Source organism: Cryobacterium cheniae (assembly GCF_004403395.1).
Classification (GTDB): Bacteria; Actinomycetota; Actinomycetes; order Actinomycetales; family Microbacteriaceae; genus Cryobacterium; species Cryobacterium cheniae.
The window spans coordinates 47562-71121 of the sequence record NZ_SOGN01000048.1 but is presented as its reverse complement, the minus strand read 5'-3'; the positions used below and the strand labels follow the sequence as shown (position 1 = coordinate 71121).

The following is a 23560-nucleotide window of genomic DNA, read 5'->3' as shown; positions in this document are numbered from 1 at the left end:
GGCACCAAACCAGGACGTCGGTTTGACGCGAATCGAGAGTTCGGAGCCGGTCTGGCTGACCGTACCGGAGAAACGCACGGCGAAATCCAGCCTGCGCCAGGCGGCGACGGCCGCCTTCGCCGTGAACGGAGACGCCGGGCGGGCGCTGGCCCTTTCCCGCGCCCTCGGCGGTTCCGTTCCCCGGCCGGGGTCGGGGCAGACGCTCCGGCTGTTTGAAACCCTGGCTTCCCTGGCCGCCGCCGACCTCACGGCGGCTCGGGTGGCCGAGGCGCACCTGGACGCGCTCTCGATCCTTGACCAGGCCGCCCTGGATCCGACCGGGCTCGTCCCGGGCGGCAGTCCGGACGCGAGCTGGGGCGTCTTCGCCGCCGAAGGCGCGGAGACCCGTCTCGACGCGAGACCGGCCGGCGCCGAACTCTGGCGGCTCGACGGCACAAAACCCTGGTGTTCGCTCGCAGGTTCGCTCAGCCACGCCCTCGTCACGGCGCACACCTCGGCCACCACACGGCGGTTGTTCGTGGTCGATTTGGCCGACCCCGGGATCACCGCACGCACGGACACCTGGGTGAGCCGTGGGCTCACCTCCGTACCGAGCGGACCGGTCGAGTTCCGCAGCATTACGGCCCGGCCGGTCGGGGACGACGGCTGGTACCTCCGCAGACCCGGCTTCGCCTGGGGTGGGATCGGCGTCGCCGCCTGTTGGTGGGGCGGGGCCGTCGGACTGGCCAGGCGGGTCTGGGAAGCAGTGCTCGAGCGGGAGCCGGATCAGATCGCGCTCGCGCACCTGGGCGCCCTCGACCTTGCGCTGACCGCGACCGGGACCTCCCTGGCTGCCGCCGCCGCGGCGATCGATGACGGCACCGCCGTCGGTGATCAGGGAGCACTCCTCGCGGCTCGGGTGCGAGGTCAGGTCGCGCGCACGGTCGACGAGGTGCTCACCCGCACGGGCCACGCGCTCGGCCCCGCGCCGCTCGCCTTCGACGCGCGGCATGCCGGGCGAGTTTCCGACCTGCAGCTGTACGTTCGCCAACACCACGCCGAGCGGGACGACGCGGCGCTCGGCCGTCGACTCCGCGACGCCGGCGTCTCCCCATGGTGAGTTTCAGCCACACAGCTACCGGTACGGCCGAGACCGTGTGGGCCGCGCAGCGTAAGCCCGTTCAGGCTCTCCGCATCGACGAGTTGCGCCGGCTCGTCGTGGTCGCCGCCCATCCCGACGACGAGACCCTCGGTGCCGGCGGGCTGATCGCCCGGGCCGGGCGGGCCGGCGTTCCAGTGACGGTTGTGGTTCTCACCAATGGTGAGGCCTCCCACCCCGGGTCCACCACGCACGACCCTGCCCGGCTCGCGGCTCTGCGCCGGGTCGAGGTGACGGCCGCCGTAGCTGCCCTGGCGCCTGCGGGGCAGGTGCGCCTGCTCGACCTCCCTGACGGAACCCTCACCGAACGTCTGGCGGAGGCCTCCCGCGCGATTTCCGACGAGATCGGCCCCGGTGGTCCGGGAACCTGGCTGGTCTCCCCCTGGAGCCTCGATAGCCATCCGGACCATGCGGCCGCGGCCGCGGCCGCCCGCGACGCTGCCCGCGACCGAAGTGTCACCCTCTTCGAATTCCCGATCTGGGCCTGGCACTGGTCCACCCCTGAGGACTCGGTCTGGCCCGACGGCATGTTGCGGAACCTGGATCTGGCCCCCGACGACCGTCGGCGCAAAGCCCAGGCCATGGCCCTGCACCGCAGCCAGATTCAGCCGCTCTCCGGACTGCCCGGCGACGAACCGATCATCCAGGCGAGCTTCAGTGCGCACTTCGAACGCGACTACGAGACCTACATCGAAATCGACACGGAGACGGACACGGCGCTGACACCGAGCCTGGCCGGTGACTTCTTTGAGGAGTTCTACGCCGGAACCCGGGACCCCTGGGGTTTCGAGACCCGATGGTACGAGGAGCGCAAACGGATCCTGACCCTGGCGGCACTGCCGCGCCAACGTTTCCGGGCGGCGCTGGAGTTGGGCTGCTCGATCGGTGTGCTGACGTCCGACCTGGCCGACACCTGCGATACGGTCCACGCTGTTGACATCGCGGAGCAACCGCTCCTGGTGGCTCGTGCCCGTCTGGCCGAACGCCCCGGCGTCACTTTCGAACGAAGCACCCTGCCGGCCGAATGGCCGGAGGGCTCCTTCGACCTGATCGTGTTGTCCGAGGTCGGTTACTACTTCTCGGCGGAGGAATTGCGGGAGGTACTCGGCCGATGCCGCGACAGTCTCACTGCCGACGGCGTTATCGTTGCCTGCCACTGGAGGCATCCGGTGCCGGAATATCCGTTGACCGGCGACCGGGTGCACGCAGAGCTCGGCCGGCTGGCCGGGTTCGAGCGCACGGTGGAGCATCGGGAACGTGACTTCCTGCTCGAGGTGTTCGAAGCAACGCCGGCTCGTTCTGTCGCGCAACGCGAAGGACTGGTGCCGTGACCGGGCGCAGCGGGGTTGACAGGGTCATCGTCGTCATCCCGGCCCGCAACGAGGAGGAGCTGCTGCCCCGATGCCTGTCTGCGTTGGCCGTGGCCATCGGGGAGGTCGGCGGCGTGGCCGGCCGGGTGTCGCCTGTCATCGACGTCGTGGTCGTGCTCGACCGGTGCAGCGATGGCACGGCCGGCGTCGCCTCGCACTGGCCGATGTTCTCGAGCATCAGCACGAACGGTGGCGCCGTGGGTGCTGCCCGCCGCGCCGGGGTGCGTCACCTGCTGCCGACGCCTGACCGGTTCACCGCGGCGACGTGGATCGCTTCCACGGATGCCGATTCCGCCGTGCCGCCGAACTGGTTATCCGTGCAGCTCGGGTTCGCCCGCAACGCTGTCGATCTCGTGCTGGGAACCGTGGTTCCCGACGACGGGTTGTCCGACGGAGTCCGGGAACGGTGGGATGCCCAGCACCGGCTGGTCGAGGGGCACACGCATGTTCACGGCGCGAACCTCGGAGTTCGTGCGGACCGATACCTTCACGCGGGAGAATTCGCTCCCGTCGACGGGCAGGAGGACGTTCGGCTGGTCTCGGCCTTGCGCGGTCTCAGGGTGAGCGAGGTTCGCACCGCACTGATCCCCGTGCTCACTTCCGGCCGGCTGGCCGGGCGGACTCCGGCGGGATTCGCCGGCTATCTGCGCGATCAGGTGGTTCTCGCTCCCTAGATCAGGAGCTTCGCCGCACTGAGAACCACTAGAACGGCTCCGAAGGCCGCGATCAGCACTGTTTGCAGCCGCTGCTGCTTGATGCTGCGGGTTTGCACGAAGATCAGCCCGATCACCGCGCCGGCGATCAGACCGCCCACGTGCGCCTGCCAGGCCACGTTCAGACCGGGCAGGAATCCAATCACCAGGTTGATGCCGACCAGGATCAGCAATTGGGTCGCGTTGCCTCCCAGACGTCGCTGAATGACCAGGAAAGCGCCCATCAGGCCGAAGATGGCACCGGACGCGCCGACGACGGGGACCTGCGGATCGGACAGGAACAAGACGCCCAGGGAGCCGGCGAGACCGCTCAGCAGGTAGAGGGTGAGGAAACGGCCGCGGCCCAGCATGCCCTCCAGGATCTGCCCGAAGATCCAGAGCGTGTACATGTTCAGCAGCACGTGGAAGATGGAGCCGTGCACGAGCACGCTCGTCAGCATGCGCCACGGCTCGAAGCTCCCGGGATAGGAGTAGACGCCCGCGTACCAGAGAAGGCTGGTGAGACCGTCGCCCAGGATGAACTGCAGCAGGTACACCGCCATCGTGAGAACGACGATCGACGTCGTCACCGGGTGAGAGCTGCGCGTCAGCCGGGTCAGGACGGCCGGCTTGGTGCGCGGGGCATTCTTGCGCTGCTCCGCCATGCACTCGGGGCAGATCACGCCAACGGCGCCCTGTGTCTGGCAGTCCGGGCAGATCGTGCGGCCGCAGCGCTGGCAGAGGATGAAGCTCTGCCTGCCCGGATGCCGGTAGCAGTAATTCGCGGCGGTTCCGGGCAGGTCTGTCATCGGGAACGGAGCCTAGACCTGCTCGACGGTGACGCTCTCGATGACAACTTCGGTCAGAGGACGGTCGCGGCCATCGGTGGGCACGGTCGCGAGCTTCGCGACGATGGCGCGGGAGTCTTCGTCTTCGACGGCGCCGAAGATGGTGTGCTTGCCCTGCAGCCACGTGGTCGGCACGACGGTGATAAAGAACTGCGAACCGTTCGTTCCGCGTCCGCCCTGGATGCCGGCGTTCGCCATGGCCAGCACGTACGGCTGCGTGAAGTCGAGGTCGGGGTTGATTTCATCGTCGAACTGGTAGCCCGGTCCGCCGGTGCCCTGGCCGAGCGGGTCGCCGGCCTGGATCATGAAGTCCTTGATGATGCGGTGGAAGACCGTACCGTCGTAAAGAGGAGCGTTGGAGGTCTGACCGGTGGCCGGGTGCTTCCACTCGATCTCGCCGGTTGCGAGACCGACGAAGTTCTTGACGGTCTTCGGGGCGTGATTGCCGAAGAGGTTGACCTTGATCGGTCCCAGGGTGGTATTGAGCGTTGCGACAGCAGTGTGCTTAGACATGGACACAATTCTTGCACAGCCGGATTGCTCGATTCAGATCGACACTGGCTCTACCCAGAGTCCTCCCAGACGATTGCGTGGCAAGATGGACAGTGTTCGCACATGACATCGATGGAGGGTCCAGATGAGCCTGTCACGCAAGCGCCGCAAGGAACTTACTCGGCTGCGTAAGAGCGCAGACGAATTATGGAACAACCAGCAGGAAGTGCTTGAGCGCGCAAACGCCATTGCACGCGAGGCCAGCCGTCAAGCCGGCATCCTTACCCGCGAAGAAGTAGCGCCCCGTGTGCGTGAAAGCTACGAGCACCTCGTGCGTCCCGGAGTACGGGCCACTCAGGACCTCGCCGAAGGTGTCCGCCATCAGGTCGTCGACAGGGTTCTGCCCGGTATCGGCGGCGGCATCGGCACGGCAATCGGCTCCGTGATGAGCGTCGGTGACATCGCCCGCGATGCCCGCGTCCGCGCGGCGTTGGCCCGCGTGCGGTTCCAGAAGCCCGTCGTAATCGAGAAGAAGGGTCCCGGCGCCGGAACATACATCGCCGTCGGTGTTGCCCTGGCCGCCGTTGCAGGCGTCGCTTACGCCGTCTGGCAGACTTTCCGCGCCGACGACGAGCTGTGGGTTGCTGAAGATGAGCCCGCCGAGGCCACGTCGGTCGAGAACTAGAGTTCAGCACTAAAAAGGGGAGGGCCCGCATCCAGTGGATGCGGGCCCTCCCCTTTTTTCGTGCTGGGCCGAGGTTTGGGGACGCTGTAGGGAGGCTGTGGGCCGATGAGAGCGCCTGTGCCCGCTCAGGGGCCGTGGGGGGCTGGGGGCGATAAGTTGTGGCTGGGTTGCCGGGAACGGCTTGTGGAGGCGCTCCGCGCCTCCGAACCACGGGGAGCCCCTCCGTTCGCTCCTTGGTCGCTCACTGCGCGTGCGATTCGCGGTGTTCTATTAAATGAAGAACGCCCGGCCCCAAAAAGCGAGGCCGGGCGTTCTTCATTTGTGGAGCCACGGGGAATCGAACCCCGGACCTCCTGCTTGCAAAGCAGGCGCTCTACCAATTGAGCTATGGCCCCGCATAATCACGGGGAGTGTGTGCTGAAGTGGTGAAACTAGGTGTTGAAACATTTCGTGCGTGGGGATACCGGGATTTGAACCTGGGACCTCTTCGTTATCAGCGAAGCGCTCTAACCAACTGAGCTATATCCCCCGAATGGGCAGGTTTGAGACTACCCGATGCGGCGGGATTCTCCCAATCGAGCCACAAAGCGACCCGATCGGAAGAATCCGTCGACTAGTTGTTGGTGAATCCGACGAGCAAACCGCCGGTGATTTTCACGCTCAGATTGTACAGAACCGCGTAGACGGCTCCCAGTGCGGTGATGACGACGGTGTTCAAGATGGCCACCACGAAGGCGAAGCCCATGACGTTCCCGATCGACAGGATGCTGGCCAGGTCCGACGAGGCGCCGGCGATATCGGTGTACAGGTCGTCGACCTTGCCGAAGATGCCGGTTCCGTTCAGGATCGTGAAGATCAGGAAGGTGGCCACGATCGTGACGATTCCCAGGCACAGGGCGATCAGGAACGACAGCTTGACGGCCGACCAGAAATCAACGTAGACGAGCTTGAGCCGCACCTGCTTGGTCGCGGCCGGCTTACGGCTGGATTTCTTGGCGAGCTTTTCGGCGACACTACTCATTTACAGGCTCTTCCTCTCCAAGGGCGCTTTCGGGTTCGGCCGCGAGGATCTCGGCCACCAGATTGCGTTCGGTGTTTTTCGCAATGGCGATGATTCTGTCTTGTTCCGCGAACTTGGCGAAAACAACGCCCATGGTGTCTCGGCCCTTGGCCGGGACTTCGGAGACGTCAGAGCGTACCACCTTGCCGCTGGCAAGGACCACGAGCACTTCGTCTTCCTCCTCGACGATCAGTGAACCCACCAGGTCGCCGCGGTCGTCGTTGAGTTTGGCGACCTTGATGCCCAGGCCGCCGCGGTTCTGCAGGCGATACTGGTCGGCGGCGGTGCGTTTGGCGTAGCCCCCCTCGGTCACGACGAACACGTAACCGTCGTCCGCGACCACGGATGCGTCCAGCAGGCTGTCCTCGCCGCGGAAGTGCATGCCGATCACGCCAGAGGTGCTGCGTCCCATCGGGCGCAACGCCTCATCCGACGCCGTGAACCGGATCGACATTCCCTTTTTGGAGACGAGCAGAAGGTCGGAGTCGTTTTCGACCAGCAGTGCCGAGACGAGTTCGTCGCCTTCGCGCAGCTTGATCGCGATGATGCCGCCGGTGCGGTTCGTGTCGTATTCCCGGAGTGCGGTCTTCTTGATCAGGCCGTCGCGGGTGGCGAGCGTCAAGTACTGGGCGACGCCGTAGTCGCGGATGTCCAGGATCTGGGCGATCTCCTCGCCCGGCTGCAGTGCGAGCAGATTGGCGACGTGCTGGCCCTTCGCGTCGCGGCCGGATTCCTGCGCCTCGTAGGCCTTGGCCCGGTAGACGCGCCCCGTGTTCGTGAAGAACAGCAGCCAGTGGTGAGTGGTCGTGACGAAGAAGTGCTCGACCACGTCGTCCGCCCGCAACTGGGCTCCCTTGACGCCCTTTCCGCCGCGGTGCTGGTTGCGGTAGTTGTCGCTGCGGGTGCGCTTGATGTAGCCGCCGCGGGTGACCGTGACCACCATCTCCTCTTCGGGGATGAGGTCTTCGATCGACATGTCGCCGTCAAAGCCGAACATGATCTCGGTGCGCCGGTCGTCGCCGAACTTGTCGGTGATTTCGGTGAGCTCATCGCTGATGATGGTGCGCTGGCGCTCCGGGCTGGCCAGGATCGACTGGAACTCGACGATCAGCAGTTCCAACTCGGCAGCCTGGTCGATGATCTTCTGCCGTTCCAGAGCGGCCAGGCGGCGCAGCTGCATGGTCAGGATCGCATCCGCCTGGAGCTTGTCGACATCGAGCAGGTCCATCAGGCCAGTGCGGGCGTCGTCGACGGTGGGGGAGCGACGGATGAGGGCGATCACCTCATCGAGGGCGTCGAGGGCCTTCAGGTACCCGCGCAGGATGTGCGCATCCGCTTCGGCCTTCCTCAGGCGGAACTGGGTGCGCCGCACGATGACCTCGATCTGGTGCGCCACCCAGGCGGAGATGAAACCGTCGAGGGACAGGGTGCGCGGCACCCCGTCGACGATCGCCAGCATGTTCGCGCCGAAGTTCTCCTGCAGCTGGGTGTGCTTGTAGAGGTTGTTCAGCACGACCTTCGCCACAGCGTCACGCTTGAGCACGATTACGAGGCGCTGGCCCGTGCGGCCGGACGTTTCGTCCCTGATGTCGGCGATGCCGCCGATCTTGGCGTCCTTGACCAGATCGGCGATTTTGATCGCGAGGTTGTCGGGGTTGACCTGGTACGGAAGTTCGGTGATCACCAGGCAGGTGCGGCCCTGGAGCTCCTCGATGCTGACCACGGCACGCATGGTGATGGATCCACGCCCCGTGCGGTAGGCGTCCTGGATGCCCTTGACGCCGAGGATCTGCGCACCGGTGGGGAAGTCGGGGCCTTTGATGCGCTGGATCAGTGCTTCGAGCAGCTCATCACGAGTCGCGTCGGGGTTCTGCAGGTACCACAGGGCGCCGGCGGAGACCTCACGCAGGTTGTGCGGCGGGATGTTCGTGGCCATACCCACGGCGATTCCGACCGAACCGTTGACCAGCAGGTTCGGGAAACGGGAGGGCAGCACGGTGGGCTCGAGCGTGCGGCCGTCATAGTTGTCCTGGAAGTCGACGGTGTCCTCATCGATGTCGCGCACCATCTCGAGGGCGAGCGGGGCCATCTTCGTCTCGGTGTACCGCGGGGCGGCGGCGCCGTCGTTGCCGGGGGAGCCGAAGTTGCCCTGGCCGAGGGCCAACGGGTATCGCAGGCTCCAGGGCTGGACCAGGCGCACGAGCGCGTCGTAGATCGAAGAGTCGCCGTGGGGGTGGAACTGGCCCATCACGTCGCCGACGACGCGGGCGCACTTGGAGAACGCCTTGTCCGGTCGGTAGCCGCCGTCGAACATGGCATAGATGACGCGGCGGTGCACGGGCTTCATGCCGTCGCGCACATCGGGCAGCGCGCGCCCGACGATGACGCTCATCGCATAGTCGAGGTACGAGCGCTGCATTTCCAGCTGCAGGTCGACCTGGTCGATCTTGCCGTGCTGCACGAGGTGCGCGGCCTTGGCCGCGGTGTCGGCGGCCAGGGAAGCGGCGTCGACCTCGGTCCCGTCGGTGCCCTCGCCCGTGGTTCCGCCGGTGTTGGTGTCGTCAGATGTCAAGGAAACGCACGTCCTTCGCGTTTTTCTGGATGAAGTTACGGCGGGACTCGACGTCCTCGCCCATCAGGGTGGAGAAGATTTCGTCGGCGGCGGCAGCGTCGTCGAGGGTGACCTGCAGCAGGGTGCGGGATTCGGGAGCCATCGTGGTTTCCCACAGTTCCTTGTAGTCCATCTCGCCCAGACCCTTGTAGCGCTGGATCCCGTTGTCCTTCGGGATGCGCTTGCCGGCCGCGGCACCGTCTTCCAGGAGCGCGTCGCGTTCCCGGTCGGAGTAGACGTACTCGTGTGCGGAGTTCGCCCACTTGAGGCGGTAGAGCGGCGGTTGGGCCAGGTAGACGTACCCCAGATCGATCAGGGGACGCATATACCGGAAGAGCAATGTGAGCAGCAGGGTCGTGATGTGCTGGCCGTCGACATCGGCGTCGGCCATCAAGACGATCTTGTGGTACCGCACCTTGTCGGGGTTGAACTCTTCGCCCATACCGGCGCCGAACGCCGTGATCATGGCCTGAACCTCGGCGTTGCCGAGGGCGCGGTCGAGCCGGGCCTTTTCCACGTTCAGGATCTTTCCGCGCAGCGGCAGAATCGCCTGGAACTCGGGGTTGCGGCCCTGCACGGCGGAGCCGCCGGCCGAGTCGCCCTCCACGATGAAGATCTCGGAGAGGGACGGGTCCTTGCTCTGGCAGTCCTTGAGCTTGCCGGGCATGCCGCCACCCTCGAGGAGTCCCTTGCGCCGGGCGGTCTCGCGCGCCTTCCGGGCGGCCATCCGGGCGTTCGATGCCTGGAGCGCCTTGCGGATGATCTCCCGCGCCGGGTTGGGGTTGCGGTTGAACCAGTCGGAGAGCTGGTCGTTGGCGACCTTCTGCACGAAGGACTTCGCCTCGGTATTGCCCAACTTGGTCTTCGTCTGGCCCTCGAACTGCGGTTCGGCGAGCTTGATCGAGACCACGGCGGTCAGACCCTCGCGAACGTCGTCACCGGTGAGGTTGTCATCCTTTTCCTTGAGGATGCCCTTTTCCCGGGCGTATTTGTTGACGAGCGTGGTGAGCGCGGCGCGGAAACCCTCCTCGTGCGTGCCACCCTCGTGTGTGTTGATGGTGTTCGCGTAGGTGTGCACACTCTCGGTGTACGCGGTGGTCCACTGCATGGCCACTTCGAGCGCCATTTTGCGTTCGTGGTCTTCCCACTCGAACGAGATGATCTCATCGTTGACCAGGTCGGCCTTTTTGGCCTTGTTGAGGTATTCGACGTAGTCGACGAGGCCGTTCTCGTAGAGGAAGTTCTTCGTGACCGGCTTACCCTCGTCGTCGAGGTTCTCCGGTCGCTCGTCGGTGAGCGTGAGGCTGAGTCCCTTGTTCAGGAAGCCCATCTGCTGGAAGCGGGCCCGGAGGGTCTCGAAATCGAAGACCGTGGTCTCGAAGGTCTCCGCGCTCGGCCAGAAGGTGATGGTGGTGCCGGTTTCGTCGGACACCTCGTCCATGGTGAGGGGAGCGGTGGGCACGCCGTCGTGGAAGCTCTGGCGCCACACGTGGCCCTGGCGGCGCACCTCGACGTCGAGGCGGCTCGACAACGCGTTGACGACCGAGCTGCCCACCCCGTGCAGTCCGCCGGACACGGAGTAACCGCCGCCGCCGAACTTGCCGCCGGCGTGCAGCACGGTGAGCACGACCTCGACGGTCGAGCGGCCCTCCGCCTTGTGAATGTCGACCGGAATTCCGCGGCCGTTGTCGGTGACGCGAACCGCGCCATCCGCCAGGATCCTAATGTCGATGGTGTCGCAATGACCGGCGAGGGCCTCGTCGACGGAGTTGTCGACGATCTCGTAGACGAGGTGGTGAAGGCCGCGAGGGCCGGTGGACCCGATATACATTCCGGGTCGCTTGCGTACGGCTTCAAGTCCCTCGAGAACCTGGATATCATCGGCACCGTATCCGTGCTCCGGCTCGATCTGTGGGTCAACTGACATCTGTAATGGGGCTCCTGACCGTCGCGCGGGCGACCCTTTAGCCTACCAAATGCTCCAAGCACTGAGGGCCAAATCGGTCATCTGCGGCGTTTAAGGCACCGGGTTGACCTGTTTTGGCCAGTTACCCGTAGGTATCGCGTGGACCGCGCCCTGGAATTGATCTGGGACCCTTTTTCCAGGAGGGAGCGTTGGGCCCCTGAAAACGGATCGACTCAATGCCGGCATCCGGATATTTCACGGCGATGTGCGTCATGATCTCCACCCTCATCATGCGCAGCTGCGTCGCCCAGGCCGTCGACTCGCACTGCACCGTCAGGACACCCTCGTCGATTCCCGCCGGAGTCGAGTGTTTCGACGTCTCCTCACCGGCCAGCTCGATCCAGGAGGCCAGCAATTCTGATTGGGCCAACGGAGAGTTCCAGCCCAGCTGCAGGGTGAGCGAGTCGATCGTGTCGCCCAGTCCCCGCGGGTCCCGCCCCGCGCCAAAAGGCACGCTCGAACCGATTTCCGTGCCCGGACGCCGCCTGGCGCGGATGCGCTTCGCATTCGGGTCACCGAACACGTCTTTGAAGCGCAGGTAAACGCGAGAGGCCTCGCTCGGTTCAGCCATCGACGACCGCCCCGGCGTGGATGCGGATGGTGTGCGCGGCGAGTCCGTCGGGCACGTCTTCGAGCACCGCGGCGGTGATCAGAACCTGTTCGAAACCGGAGACGGCCGCAGCCAGGCGACGCCGACGGCTGAGGTCCAGCTCGGCGAAGACGTCGTCCAGAATCAGGACCGGATCGCCCGTCGTGGAATCCCGGCGCAATAGCTCGGCCGAGGCGAGTTTCAGGGCGAGGGCGAACGACCACGATTCACCGTGACTGGCGTATCCCTTGGCCGGCAAAGAATTGAGCACGAAAACCAGGTCGTCCCGGTGAGGCCCGACCAGGGTCATTCCCCGGTCGAGTTCCTTCCGCCGCAGACCGGCCAGCGCAGCGCGGAAAGAGTCCCCGGTGGTTGGTCCGATAGAAACCGAGCCGGTCGTCCCCGATCTCAAGGGTTCCGACTCGAGCGCGGCGTCCTCGTCGGCACCCAGGATACTGAGCGACGAAACCAGCATCGGCCCGTGGTCTTCTCCGGCGACCGCCTCGTACGCGGCGCCCAGCGGGTCCCCGAGCAGGCGAACGAGATCGGCCCGCTCATCGATGATCTCGGATCCGAGCGCCACGAGCCGGTCGTCCCAGATCTCGAGGGTTCCGAGCGCGGTGGTGCGCAGGCCCGACGCCCGCGCCGACTTCAGCAGCGTATTGCGCTGACGCAGCACCCGGTCGTAATCGGCCAGAACGCCGGCAAGGCGCGGAACACGCAGCACGAGCAGCTGGTCGAGGAAGCGACGGCGCCCGGACGGGTCGCCGCGAACCAGGGCCAGGTCTTCCGGGGCGAAAAGAACACTGGAGAAGAATCGCGTCAGCTCTCGGGTCTTGATCACAGACCGGTTGACTTGGGCCCGGTTCAGACCCGAGCGGTTGATCTGCACCTCGGTCAGGATCTCCCGCCCGTTGTACTCGAGTCTGGCTCGGATGATACCGGCGTCCCGGCCGGCCCTGATCATGGCCGAGGTGTTGGAGACCCGGTGCGAGCTGAGGGTGCTCAGAAATCCCAGGGCCTCGACGAGATTGGTCTTGCCCTGGCCGTTGCGGCCCACGATCAGATTGGGTCCCGGCGCGAACGACACCTCGACCTGCGCATAATTGCGAAAGTCGGTCAGGGAGAGGTGTGTGACCCGCACCCGGGGTCAGTCGGCCGTTTTGACGGCGTGGCCGCCGAACTGATTGCGCAGGGCAGCGACCGCCTTCATCGCGGGAGAGTCGTCCTGACGGGAGACGAAACGCGCGAAGATGGCGGCGCTGATGGCGGGGACGGGAACAGCGTTGTCGATGGCCTCTTCGATGGTCCAGCGCCCCTCGCCGGAATCCTCGACGAAGCCATCGATATTCTGGAGTTCGGGGTCCTCAGCCAGGGCACGCACGAGCAATTCCAGCAGCCAGGACCGCACCACGGTGCCGCGCTGCCAGGCCTTGAATACGCCGGGAACGTTGGTGATCAGGTCGCTGCGTTTCTCCAGCAGTTCATAGCCTTCGGCGTATGACTGCATGAGCGCATATTCGATTCCGTTATGTACCATCTTCGCGTAGTGCCCGGCGCCGACCGCTCCGGCATGTACGAAACTCTCCTCACGCGGGCCTTCGGGTCGCAGGCCGTCGAAGACGGGCATCGCCCGTTCGACCTGGTCGGCTGAACCGCCGACCATCAGACCGAACCCATTGGTCAGGCCCCACACGCCACCGGAAACACCGGCGTCGATGTAGTGCACGCCCGTTGTCGCCAGCAACGCGGAGTGGGAGAAATCGTCGGTGTACCTCGAGTTTCCGCCGTCAATCACGAGGTCGCCGGCGGACAGCACGGTGGCCAGTTCGGCGATCACGGCATCCGTCACGGCGCCGGCGGGCACCATGACCCAGACGAGCCGGGGGGCAGGCAGGGCTGCTATCAGCTCACCGATGCCGGCAACATCCGAAATCTCGAGGTTCCGGTCGTAACCCGTGACCCCGATGCCGTTGGCCCGAAGACGATCGCGCATGTTCGCGCCCATCTTTCCCAAGCCGATGAGGCCGATATGCATTGCTGTCCTTCCGAGACTGTTCTAGCGCAACAGCAGGTTGGGCTGGAGCAGGTACTTGAAGCTGTCGGCACCCGGCTGGTCCCGCGAGGTCTGACTCGTGATCAGAACCGGGCCCGGCTTGTTGGGATTCTCGGTCTTCGTGAACGAGATCCGCACGAATTCCGAGTGCACCGCACCGAGGCCATCGAGCAAGAACTGTGGTTTCAACGAAACGACCGTGTCCGTTCCGGAGAGGATCGCGTCGATCGTCTCGGAGGCCTGGGCCTGCTCCGACCCCACCGCTTCGAGAGTGAGACCGTCGGCGGTGAAGGTGAAGCGCAGGGCTGCCTCGCGCTCGAGGACCAGCTGCACGCGGCGAGTGGCCTCGATCAGGTCGGCGGTGTTCATGACCGCGTAGTTGTCCACGTTCTCGGGGAAGAGACGTCGTACGGGCGGATAGTTGCCCTTGATCAGTAGAGAAGTAACGGTTTTCTTATCGGCGGTGAACGCGATGAGCTCACGGTCGTCGGTGTTGGTGATGGCGATCGAAATCGTGCCGCTGTGGCCGAACGTCTTGCCGACTTCCTGGAGGGTGCGAGCCGGGACGAGAGCGGTGATGGTGTCAGTGGTTGTCGTGCTGCCCTTGTCCCAGTCGATCTCGCGGACGGCGACGCGGTAGCGGTCCGTGGCCACAAGGCTGAGGCTGTTCTCGGTGATCTGGAGCTGAACACCGGTGATCACGGGGGTGACGTCGTCACGAGAAGCGGCGACGGCGACCTGCGCGACGGCGGCCGAGAAGTCCTCGGCCGGCACGAGACCGGACTGTGCGCTGACCTGCGGGATGCTCGGGTATTCCTCGACAGGCATGGACAGGAGTGTAAAACTCGCACTGCCACAGCTGACCGTGATCCGGGATTCGTTGGTCGAGAATCGCACCGGTGCATTGGGCATCCTGCTCGCAATGTCGGCGAGAAGTCGACCGGATACGAGAACTTTGCCGATTTCTTCGACGTCGGCGGCGATCTCGGTCTGCGCGGAGACCTCGTAGTCGAACGAGGAGAGGATCAAGCCGGTTGCCGTCGCCTCGATCAGTACACCGCTCAGAATGGGCAGCGTCGTGCGCTGGGGGAGGAGCTTGACAGCGAAAGAGACGGCTTCGCTGAAAACGTCCCGGTTGGCCTGAAATCTCACGAAGTCACTCCTGTTCGGTTAGAGACCTGATACGGCCTCAATGCTAGTCGTGTTTCACGGAGCAACTTTTTGCAACCGCCGTGCACTGAAGGTTGTCGGATGGAGAGAGATAGAAGTTAATTGTTAATCTTCTTAACCGGTGTGGAAACTGTGGATAACTATTTGGATCCCGCTGAACGACTGGGAACTACAAACCTGTAACTTGTTGGCAGCCTGTGAGTGGTAATCGAACTACCGTGCCGCGCCCGGTTCGGGGTGGTGAGAGTTTGCACAACCCGGAGAGGAGTTTCTACAGGTTGTGCCCAGTTGTATAAACAATTTCCACAGGGTTATCCACAGGTGTGAAAACTGAAGAAAAACCGCTATTTGTAGCGGTGGTTCTGCTTGATGCGGTTCGTCAGCTCGGTCACCTGGTTGTAGATGGACCGGCGCTCCTTCATCAACTCACTGATTTTTTTGTTGGCGTACATCACCGTGGTGTGGTCCCGGTTGCCGAACAATTGGCCGATCTTGGGCAGGGAGAGGTTGGTCAGCTCCCGGCACAGGTACATCGCTATCTGGCGCGCCGTGGCGATCGCCTGTGAGCGTGATGAACCGTAGAGGTCGTCCACAGAAAGCTTGAAGTAGTCCGCAGTGTTGGTGATGATGTCCACCGGCGCGATTACGTTGTCCTCGTCGAGGGTGATCAGATCTTTCAATACCGTCTGCACGAGATCCATATCGACCGGGGTGCGGTTGAGACTCGCGAAGGCCGTCACCCGGATGAGTGTGCCCTCGAGTTCTCGGATGTTCGAGGAGACCTTCGAGGCCATGAACTCGAGAATGTCGTGCGGAACCTGCAGTTTCTCGCTCTGCGCCTTCTTGCGCAGAATCGCGATGCGCGTCTCCAGGTCGGGTGCCTGGACATCCGTGATCAGGCCCCACTCGAAGCGCGACCGCATGCGGTCCTCGAAACCGGTGAGGTGCTTCGGCGGCAGGTCGCTCGTGATGACAACCTGCTTGTTGTGGTCGTGCAGGGTGTTGAAGGTGTGGAAGAAGGCTTCCTGCGTCTCGGCCTTGCCCTGCAGAAACTGGATGTCGTCGATCATCAGGATGTCGATATTGCGGTAGCGCGACTGGAAAGCAGAACCGCGATTGTTGGCGATCGAGTTGATGAAATCGTTGGTGAATTCCTCGGAGCTGACATAACGCACACGAATGCCGGGGTACAGGCTCATGGCGTAGTGGCCGATGGCGTGCAGAAGGTGGGTCTTGCCGAGACCGGACGAGCCGTAGACGAAAAGGGGGTTGTAGGCCTTCGCCGGCGCCTCGGCCACAGCCACCGCGGCCGCATGCGCGAAGCGATTGGACTGGCCGATCACGAAATTGTCGAAGCTGTACTTCGAGTTCAACCGGGTGTCATGAGGCCGCTCGGGCGAGCTGCTTTCGAAAACCGACTGGGGTGTGGCCGGGGTTTCCACATCGGGGGGTGAGCTCGACTCGTGTACCGGACGGATGGATTCCTTTTCCAGCTCGGGATTGACGACCACATAGAAGGTGGACACCGCGGACGCCTCTTCCAGGTGGCCCATCGCGGTGAGGAGAGGCACGCGCATCCGTTGATTGAGCATGCTGGCCGTGAACTCGTTGGGGACCTCGAGGTAGAACGTCCCGGCGGCGATGCCCTTGGGTTCGACCAGATTGAGAAAGCCGTACAGCATTGGCGTGATGCTGTCGTCGGATTCCAGGCTGGTCAAGACGGACCGCCAGGTCTCCGCAATGGGCTGTTCTTCGGTGGCCATGGTGTTCTCCGCTTTTCTCTCGTTGTTGCCTTCTACAACGACGGAGATCGAGGACAGGGCCCGTCTCTGAACGCGTGGTCCAGCCAAAGCATCCACAAGGTTATCCACCGCCTGTGGGTAAAAAAGCCCCAATTCACAGGGTTTGTTGAAAACCTGTGGATAACTTGTTCTCACGGTAGTCAATCAGCGCCAGTCCGGCCAAATTCGTTCGCATTTCGTGCGCGTGTCGATGCTCGGAATGGGCAAATTTGTGTGTAGGAACGACGATTTCTGGAGGTCGAGTTTGACCCACACCTGCCAAAGCCGTAGTTTTAATCAGTTGACCCCAGCCCGAGGGCTACCTCACTCTTTCCCGGCCGCTCAGTTTGGCCTACGGAGATTTAACACGTGGAGACAGAACAATGAGCAAGAGAACGTTTCAGCCGAACAATCGCCGTCGCGCCAAAGTGCACGGCTTCCGCCTTCGCATGAAGACCCGTGCCGGCCGCGCGATTCTCGGTGCCCGCCGTCGCAAGGGTCGCATCGAACTCTCCGCTTAAGCCCACTCGTGCTCGCGGGGGCCCATCGCATCACCGCCGGTGACGACTACAAGTTGGTTGTGCGCCGGGGTGTGCGAATAGTGGGTCCACACCTTGTGACCTATCTGCGCCGGAACCCCGAAAAGGCTCCGGCACGGTTCGGGTTCATTGTGGCGAAAAGCATTGGCGGTGCCGTGCGGCGCAATCGAGTTCGACGTCGTTTGAAGGCGGCGAGCTTCGCTTTACTCGGAAGCACGCGGCCCGGCACGGATGTCGTCATCCGCGCGCTGCCGTCGTCGACGGATGCTCCCTGGTCGATCCTGCATGCGGAACTGTCCGACGCGCTGGAGAAGTTCCAACGTACTTCGGGTCCATCCGGTGCCGGGAAGAATCAGGCCACGATCCGATTGGATCGATGATTGATGATCAGGTTTCTGACAACGCTTCTCCTCCTTCCGCGCAATGCGGGGGTTCTGGTCCTGCGTGCCTACCGGGCCGTGATTTCCCCGCTCTACGGTGATGTTTGCCGGTACTACCCCTCCTGTTCGGCGTATGCACTCGGCGCCGTTCAGGAGTACGGACTGGTCGTGGGATCAGCTCGAGCCGCGCTGCGGCTGGGCCGATGCCATCCGTGGGCCGCAGGCGGGATTGATGACGTTCCCCACAAACGGAAGCGTCGCTACACCGTGACGCCGTTTGGTTTTGTTATCGCAGCGAGCCACGGAAAGGGCTGACGCAAAGATGGACCTCCTAGGTACGATTCTCTGGCCACTGAAATGGGTCGTCGAGGCTCTGCTCGTCGCCTTCCACTCGCTCTTCTCCGTCCTCGGGATGGATTACAACGGGGGTCTGACCTGGGTGCTGTCGATCGTCGGTCTCGTGATCGTCGTGCGGGCCGCCCTGATCCCCATCTTCGTGCGGCAGATCAAGAGCCAGCGCAAGATGCTCGAGGTTGCCCCGCAGCTGAAGAAGATCCAGGACAAGTACAAGGGCAAGAAGGACCAGTTCTCCCGCGAGGCCATGTCCCGCGAGACCATGGATCTCTACAAGCGCACGGGCACCAACCCGCTGAGCTCCTGCCTGCCCCTGCTCCTGCAAATGCCGATCTTCTTCGCCCTGTTCTCCGTGTTGAACGACGCGCAGCGCAGCCAGGCCGGGGTCGGCCCGCTCAACGATGATCTGGCCAAGAGCTTCGGCAACGCCACCCTCTTCGGCGACGCGCCCCTTCACGACTCCTTCGCCTCCCAGTGGTCAAAAATGGTCGCTGGTCAGGACTTCAATGCGGTGGTCATGTGGATCGCGGCCATCATGGTGGTGCTGATGACCGCTTCGCAGTTCATCACCCAGCTGCAGATCGTTTCCAAGAACATGTCTCCGGAGACCAAGGCCAGCCCCATGTTCAAGCAGCAGCGCATCATGCTCTACCTGCTGCCCCTCGTCTTCGCCTTCTCGGGTGTGGCCTTCCCCCTCGGCGTGATGTTCTACTGGCTCACCTCGAACATCTGGACGATGATCCAGCAGTTCCTGGTCATCCGGAACATGCCCACGCCCGGCAGCGAGGCCGCCAAGGCCCGCGAAGAGCGCCTCGCCCGCAAGGGTAAACTCATCGCCACGGATGGTGACGTGATTGTGGTCGAAGAACCCAAGAAGCCGCAGCGTCAGCAGCCGGTCGCAAAGAATCGTGCCAAGAAGCAATCCGGCCCCAAGAAGTAAGAAGAGACCCAACGTGACTGAGAACACTGATGTGATCGCCGCGCCTGGACCGGCAGACGATTCCCCCACGCTCGACCAGCTCGAGCAGGAGGGGGATATCGCCGCGGACTACATCGAGGAGTTCCTCGATATCTGCGACCTCGACGGGGACATCGACATTGACGCACGCAATGGACGGGCGTACTTGTCCGTCAATTCCTCGGATGTCGCGAACCTGCGCCTGCTCTCCAAGCCGGAGACGGTGAACGCCCTCCAGGAACTGACGCGACTGGCGGTGCAGAACAAGACCGGGTCCTTCTCCCGGTTGATCCTCGACATCGGCGGGTCGCGCGACGCCCGACAGGCGGAGCTGGCCTCGTTGGTGGCCCGAGCCGTGGAGCGCATCCAGGCCGGCGCCGCGGAGGCGGCCCTGCCACCCATGTCGTCCTACGAACGCAAGCTCGTGCACGACCTGGTCTCGGAAACGGGTTTCGTGTCCGAGTCCAAGGGCGAGGGCCGGGACCGTCACACGGTCATCTCCGCCGCGTAGCCCGCCCAGCCACTGTGACTGAAACCCTTGAGGCGGAGCCTGCTGCTGCCGCAGAGCTTTTCGGAGACCAGATCGCGGTCGCGCGCGCATTCGTGAGGAACCTCGCCGCCCAGGGTGAGGAGCTCGGCCTGATCGGTCCGCTCGAACTGCCACGACTGTGGAGTCGACATATCCTCAACTGTGCCATCGTGGCACCGTTGCTACGGCCGGGTCTCGTCGGTGATGTCGGGTCTGGTGCCGGGCTGCCGGGCCTGGTTCTGGCCATCGCCCGGCCGGATGTCACGTTCGTGCTGATCGAGCCCATGGAGCGCCGGGTTGCGTGGCTCACCGGTCAGGTGGCCGCGCTCGGTCTCACCAATGCGACCGTGCTGCGGGCGCGGGCGGAGGACGTCCGCCTTCCCCAGCGGCTGGACCAGGTCACCGCGCGTGCCGTGAGCGCCTTTCGAACACTGATCCCGCTGACGGCTCCCCTTTTGAGGCCCGGCGGAGAGCTTGTCCTGATGAAGGGTGCCGGGGCCCCGGGTGAGGTCGAAGCCGCGGCGAAGGCCATCCGTAAGTTCCGACTCCACGATGTTGAGGTGATCACCCTCGGTGAGGGTGTGCTGCAGGACGTGACTCGGGTGATAAGGGCTACAGTGGATTAGTCCCCGGTGTCTGCTTTTTGTCGGTGCTGAGACACAACCGGAGTCCCTGCGGGATGGCTCATCAATCGTCGAACGCGAAGGTTTCACGTGAAACAACCTGGCGAAGACCAGCAATCAAGCAAGACAACCGCGGTGTTTGACAACACGACTCCGCTTGCGCGTGAGATTTCTGACCTGACGCGGCGCCGGCAGCGGATTGCCTCCGACACGCTTCCGAAGCCGGAGAAAACGCGCGTCATCACCATCTCGAACCAGAAGGGCGGCGTCGGAAAGACCACGACTGCGGTCAACCTGGCGGCGGCGCTGGCCCGGCAGGGAGCGCGCGTGCTGGTGATCGATCTGGACCCCCAGGGAAATGCGTCCACGGCGCTGGGCGTCGAGCACCGAGCAGAAACCCCCAGTGTCTATGACGTGATCGTCAACGATCTGGAGATGGCGGCGGTCGTTCAGGCCAGCCCCGAGTTCGGATCTCTGTTCTGCGTGCCGGCAACGATCCACCTCGCGGGTGCGGAAATTGAGCTCGTCTCCCTGGTCGCCCGCGAGCAGCGGCTCAACCGGGCCCTCGAAGTGCATCTGAAGACGATGGATGATCCTTATGATTACGTCTTCATCGACTGCCCGCCGTCTCTGGGGCTCTTGACGATCAACGCCTTCGTCGCCGCCCGCGAAGTGCTCATTCCGATCCAGTGCGAGTACTACGCACTCGAAGGCCTGAGTCAGCTGCTGAAGAACATCGAACTGATCGAAAAGCACCTCAATCCGGAGCTCGCGGTGTCCACGATTCTGCTCACGATGTACGACAGCCGCACCAATCTGGCTAATCATGTAGCCCAGGATGTGCGCGAACATTTCCCCAAGCAGGTGCTGAACACCCTCATTCCGCGTTCCGTGCGCGTTTCTGAGGCTCCGAGCTACGGTCAGAGCGTCATCAGCTACGACCTCAACTCCGCCGGATCACTTTCATACCTCGAGGCAGCAGCAGAGATCGCCCGTCGGGGCGCACCCAAGTCAGGAGTCACAGAGTAATGGCAAAGAGGACTGGGCTCGGCCGGGGGATCGGCGCACTCATCCCCATTCAGGATGACCCGACGCAGGCTCGTCCAGTCGATGTGTTCTTCCCCTATGCCGATGCGGTGCGCCCCAACGAGGACGAGGGGCTGCTCCCGGTTCCCGGTGCACGGCTCGCGCATCTCAATCCCACCGACATCGTTCCCAACCACGTTCAACCGCGGAACAATTTCGATGAGTCCGACCTGGCCGAGTTGGTGCACAGCATCAAGGAAGTCGGAGTGCTGCAGCCCATCGTGGTGCGCTCCATCGTGGAGAGGCCCGGCAAATACGAGCTGGTGATGGGGGAGCGGCGGCTTCGGGCCACGAAGGAAGCCGGATTGACCACCATTCCGGCGATCATCCGCGAAACAGCGGATGTCGATATGCTGCGCGACGCCCTGCTGGAGAACCTCCACCGTGCGCAGCTGAACCCGCTGGAGGAGGCGTCGGCGTATCAACAGCTGCTCGCCGATTTCGGCATCACCCAGGAAGAGCTCGCCAAGAAGATCGGTCGGTCGCGTCCGCAGATCACGAACACCATCCGTCTTCTGAAGCTCCCCGAGTCCGTGCAGCTGCGCGTTGCTGCCGGCATCCTGTCCGCCGGGCACGCGCGTGCGATTCTTTCCGTGGGAGACCCGGCAGGCATGCTCAAGCTGGCCGACAAGATCGTCAATGAGGACCTCTCCGTGCGAGCAGCGGAGGCCGCAGCCGCGACGCAGCCGCGCGTCGAACCCGTCAAACCCACGGGCGGACGCCGTCAGGGACACCTCGACGAGATCGCGGAACACCTGGGGGATCGCCTCGACACTCGCGTGAAGATTCACCTTGGCGCAAGAAAAGGCCAGATCACAGTGGATTTCGCTACCATCGGCGACTTGAACCGCATTCTTGGGGTGCTCGGCGAGCCCGGTTTCGGAGTCAGCTAGCCCCACTCCGGCGGCCCCGGTCGCGGTCTGTTGTTGGTCGACCGCGCCCCGGTGGTCGAGCCTGTCGAAACCCGATACACCGAAGCCTCGTGTTTCACGTGAAACACGCTCCCGTCTCTATCCTGCCGGCTCGCTTCCTTCGTCGGCGATCGGGCCTGTCGGCGATCGGGCCTGTCGGTGGTTGATCCTATCGGTGGTAGAGCGTGTCGAGACCAAGTCCCGACCCGGGCCTATCGGTAGGTCAAGCCTGTCGAGATCCGAGATCCGAGATCCGAGATCCGAGATCCGAGATCCGAGATCCGAGATCCGAGTCCCGAGTCCCGAGATCCGTGCCTGACGATGGTCGAGCGTGGCGGTGGTCGAGCGTGTCGAGACCCGGCAACCATCGAAGGGTCCGATGTCTTCGGCCAGAGCGCCGCGTACGCGAATTGGCGACGGCGCCCTTCGCAATCTGAATCGCGTCATTCTTGCCGAAAACGACTGATTAGACGTCGTCAGGAAGCATCGTAAGCCCCGAGAAAGTCTCCCAGAATTCTCGAATTCCGTCCTTTCAGAGACCAAACTCGTCGAATTGCAGCTCCAAACTCAGAAAACGTGGCGCGCTTCATTTCCGGTTTCGCATTTCGAGTGTCGGCGCGCGTGCACATGGCGAATCCATCGGGCGTTCTCAATGCCCGTCGTTCTGGCAGAACCTGCTCCAGCATCGCCCGATTCAGTGCTCCGAGTTCTGGACAGGATCGACCACCGCAGCATGGATTACCCCGACGGGCCGCCTGCTGGGCGAGCGATCGAGACCTTCGCGCCGGTTTTGTGATTCGGGCGACGTCGAGCGTGACGGGCAGGACCGGCGGGCGTGTCGAGAGCCGCTCTCCTGACTCCCGCCGGAGCCCCCGCCCGAACTTGTCGGGCACGTTGGCCCGCGCGGTGTTTGAGCGTGCCGAGAGGCGGCCCCGCATTGTTCGGCGGGCACGCGTGGACGCTGGGCTATCCGCGGCGGTCGAGCTTGTCGAGACCGGACCTGGGCCACATTCGAACCGGAATCCTTGCTCGACAAGCTGGGCGGATCCGGTCCGACTTCGCCGCGTGTTTCACGTGAAACATGAGCCAAGGCGGCCGCGTCCGTTTTTGCGACATCAGATCGACGGGCGCGGTGTCGTGCGGGGGAGGGTGGCTCTGGTCTCCGCTGCACTGGGAGACTCGGCCCGGATGGTCGGGATCTCATAGTCAGGACCTGACCCCGACGTTACCGAATGATAGTGCCGAAGACGTGCTTCTGGATTCGATCCTGGAGGGTCTGCGGGACCCCTTGGTGAGGGGGATTGGTGTCGAAACACGCAAGCCGAGCCTGGCTCTGCGGATCGGCCCCCGGGGTTCAGCCAATGGAGCGTACTACTGGGCGACGGTCGGTGCGGTGGATATGTTTCACGTGAAACGCGTGTGGGATCCTGGGATGTGAACCATCACGCCATAGTGCGAGCGCGTGAGACCCCGACAGGCTCAATACGGCCTGATGCACCAGCTGGGCGCGCTCTTTGGTTCATCCTGATGTTTACGCCGTGTGCGTGCGGGTAGTTTCGCGTTCGTCCGGCGTATTCAGTCCTGGTCCCGCATGCGTCGGGTCGAAGCGCACATCATTCGGGCTGTGCTCGGACTTGTCGCCTGTCCTGCATGGCGTTCGGCGGGGAAAAATGGCGGATTGCCTGCGCTCGAAGATGCGCTCAGACAGATACCTGCAGATTC

At 63.8% G+C, this 23560-nt stretch carries 22 protein-coding genes and 2 tRNA genes; 12 read left to right on the top strand and 12 right to left on the bottom strand.

The window, feature by feature from the left end; genetic code table 11:
- Positions 1–22: 22 nt before the first annotated feature.
- Genes E3T23_RS11830 through E3T23_RS11820 form a run of 3 tightly spaced genes read left to right on the top strand, consistent with a single transcriptional unit; the run spans position 23 to position 3182 of the window.
- Positions 23–1099 (top strand): acyl-CoA dehydrogenase middle domain-containing protein, encoded by a 1077-nt coding sequence (locus E3T23_RS11830; protein WP_134370592.1) that lies wholly within the window; start codon positions 23–25, stop codon positions 1097–1099.
- On the top strand, positions 1093–2469 hold the full coding sequence (locus E3T23_RS11825; RefSeq protein WP_134370590.1) for a bifunctional PIG-L family deacetylase/class I SAM-dependent methyltransferase: 1377 nt from the start codon (positions 1093–1095) through the stop codon (positions 2467–2469). The genes E3T23_RS11830 and E3T23_RS11825 overlap by 7 nt, the downstream gene beginning before the upstream one ends.
- Complete coding sequence (locus E3T23_RS11820; RefSeq protein WP_134370588.1) at positions 2466–3182, top strand: glycosyltransferase; 717 nt, start codon at positions 2466–2468, stop codon at positions 3180–3182. Before E3T23_RS11825 ends, E3T23_RS11820 begins: the two co-directional genes overlap by 4 nt.
- On the opposite strand, the gene E3T23_RS11815 is transcribed toward E3T23_RS11820, so the two are convergent.
- Both E3T23_RS11815 and E3T23_RS11810 read right to left on the bottom strand, forming a co-directional pair.
- Positions 3179–4009, bottom strand: coding sequence for a rhomboid family intramembrane serine protease (locus tag E3T23_RS11815; protein WP_134370586.1), 831 nt, complete (start codon positions 4007–4009; stop codon positions 3179–3181). The genes E3T23_RS11820 and E3T23_RS11815 overlap by 4 nt on opposite strands.
- A gap of 12 nt (positions 4010–4021) precedes the next feature.
- Positions 4022–4561 carry a peptidylprolyl isomerase gene (locus E3T23_RS11810; protein WP_134370585.1) on the bottom strand — a complete coding sequence of 180 codons (540 nt, stop codon included), beginning with the start codon at positions 4559–4561 and terminating at the stop codon, positions 4022–4024.
- Between the two features lie 124 nt (positions 4562–4685).
- Here E3T23_RS11810 and E3T23_RS11805 point away from each other — a divergent pair, with 124 nt between their 5' ends.
- Positions 4686–5225, top strand: a complete 540-nt coding sequence (locus tag E3T23_RS11805) for a hypothetical protein (RefSeq protein ID WP_134370583.1) — start codon at positions 4686–4688, stop codon at positions 5223–5225.
- A 322-nt stretch (positions 5226–5547) separates the two neighbouring features.
- Here the strand turns inward: E3T23_RS11805 and E3T23_RS11800 are convergent.
- The 10 genes from E3T23_RS11800 to dnaA form a co-directional block, all read right to left on the bottom strand.
- Positions 5548–5620 (bottom strand) — tRNA-Ala (locus E3T23_RS11800).
- Positions 5621–5680: 60 nt separating this feature from the next.
- Positions 5681–5754, bottom strand: a tRNA-Ile gene (locus tag E3T23_RS11795).
- 84 nt (positions 5755–5838) lie between these two features.
- The gene (locus E3T23_RS11790; RefSeq protein ID WP_104100639.1) at positions 5839–6246 is read right to left on the bottom strand and encodes a DUF3566 domain-containing protein; all 408 of its coding nucleotides are present in this window, start codon (positions 6244–6246) and stop codon (positions 5839–5841) included.
- A complete protein-coding gene (gyrA, locus tag E3T23_RS11785) occupies positions 6239–8782 on the bottom strand; it encodes a DNA gyrase subunit A (RefSeq protein WP_241977883.1) in 2544 nt (847 codons plus the stop codon). Before gyrA ends, E3T23_RS11790 begins: the two co-directional genes overlap by 8 nt.
- Positions 8783–8846: 64 nt before the next feature.
- Positions 8847–10823 (bottom strand): DNA topoisomerase (ATP-hydrolyzing) subunit B, encoded by a 1977-nt coding sequence (gyrB, locus tag E3T23_RS11780; RefSeq protein WP_134370579.1) that lies wholly within the window; start codon positions 10821–10823, stop codon positions 8847–8849.
- A 121-nt stretch (positions 10824–10944) separates the two neighbouring features.
- Entirely contained in the window at positions 10945–11433 is a 489-nt protein-coding gene (locus E3T23_RS11775; protein WP_134370577.1) for a DciA family protein, read from the bottom strand.
- The gene (recF, locus tag E3T23_RS11770) at positions 11426–12595 is read right to left on the bottom strand and encodes a DNA replication/repair protein RecF (RefSeq protein WP_134370575.1); all 1170 of its coding nucleotides are present in this window, start codon (positions 12593–12595) and stop codon (positions 11426–11428) included. Before recF ends, E3T23_RS11775 begins: the two co-directional genes overlap by 8 nt.
- 6 nt (positions 12596–12601) lie before the next feature.
- Positions 12602–13489 carry a phosphogluconate dehydrogenase (NAD(+)-dependent, decarboxylating) gene (gene gnd, locus E3T23_RS11765; protein ID WP_134370573.1) on the bottom strand — a complete coding sequence of 296 codons (888 nt, stop codon included), beginning with the start codon at positions 13487–13489 and terminating at the stop codon, positions 12602–12604.
- 21 nt (positions 13490–13510) lie between these two features.
- Complete coding sequence (dnaN, locus tag E3T23_RS11760; protein WP_134370572.1) at positions 13511–14659, bottom strand: DNA polymerase III subunit beta; 1149 nt, start codon at positions 14657–14659, stop codon at positions 13511–13513.
- A gap of 362 nt (positions 14660–15021) precedes the next feature.
- A complete protein-coding gene (dnaA, locus tag E3T23_RS11755; protein ID WP_134370570.1) occupies positions 15022–16440 on the bottom strand; it encodes a chromosomal replication initiator protein DnaA in 1419 nt (472 codons plus the stop codon).
- A 401-nt stretch (positions 16441–16841) separates the two neighbouring features.
- On the opposite strand from dnaA, the gene rpmH reads away from it, so the two are divergent.
- The 8 genes from rpmH to E3T23_RS11715 all read left to right on the top strand — a co-directional run bounded on the left by rpmH (position 16842) and on the right by E3T23_RS11715 (position 21820).
- A complete protein-coding gene (gene rpmH / locus E3T23_RS11750; protein WP_104100646.1) occupies positions 16842–16979 on the top strand; it encodes a 50S ribosomal protein L34 in 138 nt (45 codons plus the stop codon).
- 8 nt (positions 16980–16987) lie between these two features.
- The gene (rnpA, locus tag E3T23_RS11745) at positions 16988–17377 is read left to right on the top strand and encodes a ribonuclease P protein component (RefSeq protein ID WP_134370568.1); all 390 of its coding nucleotides are present in this window, start codon (positions 16988–16990) and stop codon (positions 17375–17377) included.
- Between the two features lie 3 nt (positions 17378–17380).
- Positions 17381–17692 carry a membrane protein insertion efficiency factor YidD gene (yidD, locus tag E3T23_RS11740; protein ID WP_134370567.1) on the top strand — a complete coding sequence of 104 codons (312 nt, stop codon included), beginning with the start codon at positions 17381–17383 and terminating at the stop codon, positions 17690–17692.
- 7 nt (positions 17693–17699) lie between these two features.
- On the top strand, positions 17700–18671 hold the full coding sequence (gene yidC, locus E3T23_RS11735) for a membrane protein insertase YidC (RefSeq protein WP_134370565.1): 972 nt from the start codon (positions 17700–17702) through the stop codon (positions 18669–18671).
- 13 nt (positions 18672–18684) lie between these two features.
- Positions 18685–19200, top strand: coding sequence for a Jag family protein (locus E3T23_RS11730; RefSeq protein ID WP_134370563.1), 516 nt, complete (start codon positions 18685–18687; stop codon positions 19198–19200).
- Between the two features lie 14 nt (positions 19201–19214).
- A complete protein-coding gene (gene rsmG, locus E3T23_RS11725; RefSeq protein WP_134370561.1) occupies positions 19215–19844 on the top strand; it encodes a 16S rRNA (guanine(527)-N(7))-methyltransferase RsmG in 630 nt (209 codons plus the stop codon).
- A 132-nt stretch (positions 19845–19976) separates the two neighbouring features.
- Positions 19977–20870, top strand: coding sequence for a ParA family protein (locus E3T23_RS11720; protein WP_134370662.1), 894 nt, complete (start codon positions 19977–19979; stop codon positions 20868–20870).
- Positions 20870–21820 carry a ParB/RepB/Spo0J family partition protein gene (locus tag E3T23_RS11715; RefSeq protein WP_134370560.1) on the top strand — a complete coding sequence of 317 codons (951 nt, stop codon included), beginning with the start codon at positions 20870–20872 and terminating at the stop codon, positions 21818–21820. Before E3T23_RS11720 ends, E3T23_RS11715 begins: the two co-directional genes overlap by 1 nt.
- Positions 21821–23560 lie beyond the last annotated feature (1740 nt).